2 protein-coding genes are annotated in these 890 nt (G+C 51.0%); both read right to left on the reverse strand.

Annotation, left to right across the window (positions count from 1 at the left end; all coding sequences use genetic code 11):
- The coding region (locus A3750_RS22605) for an aminotransferase class III-fold pyridoxal phosphate-dependent enzyme (protein WP_156498854.1) at window positions 1–513 on the reverse strand (513 nt) is incomplete at its 3' end.
- Between the two features lie 14 nt (window positions 514–527).
- Window positions 528–890 (reverse strand): thiamine phosphate synthase (locus A3750_RS22610; RefSeq protein WP_197475253.1); only part of this gene is annotated, 363 nt, incomplete at its 5' end.

An 890-nucleotide genomic window follows, 5' to 3' on the forward strand; every position in this document is an offset into this window, starting at 1 on the left:
ACTTGCCGGGACGCCTGGGGAGTTAGGAACCCCAAGAGTCAGTGCGCCAGAACCTGCTTTAACGAGCAGTGAGTCTGAGTGGCCATGATAACAACCCTCAAATTTAACAATTTTGTCTCGCCCGGTGAAACCGCGCGCAAGACGAATTGCACTCATCGTTGCTTCGGTACCTGAGCTCACCATGCGAACCTTTTCTATTGATGGCACCAACGAGCATACTTTCTTTGCCATGCGTGTTTCGAGCTCTGTTGGTGCACCGTACCCCAAGCCTTGTATCAATTGCTTTTGAACCGCATCTACAACGCTTTTATTCGCGTGACCGGTAATCATCGGACCCCATGACCCAACATAATCGATGTAGCGTTTTTCATCGGCATCGAACAAGTACGGGCCTTCGCCCTTTTCGAAGAATAGCGGGCTGCCGCCAACACCTTTAAAAGCACGTACTGGCGAGTTTACGCCCCCAGGAATAACGGTTTGTGCATCAAGAAAAAGGTCCTCAGAACGAGACATGTCTTACTCCAATATTAATAAAGTGAGGCAAACGCCCGAGCGCTTGCACGAATAGATGGTTGCCCGAACACGCCCGAAATGACGGCCAGCATGGTTGCTCCGTGATGACGCACTTGTAGAGCGTTTTCAGTGTTGATGCCGCCGATGGCACAAATTGGTACCGGCAGTTTACTCGCCTCTTGCAAAGTGGCAAGTGAGCACGGCTTTGCTGAGGGCTTGGTCGGTGATGGAAACATTGCGCCAAAAGCGCAGTAATCAGCGCCTTGATCAATAGCCTGACTCGCCAATTCAAGTGAGTTGTGACAGGTGACACCGAGAATCTTTGCTCCTAGCTTTTGGCGTATTGTCTCGATTGCGCCGTCACTTTGACCGATGTG

The sequence above is a fragment of the Oleiphilus sp. HI0079 genome (assembly GCF_001635105.1).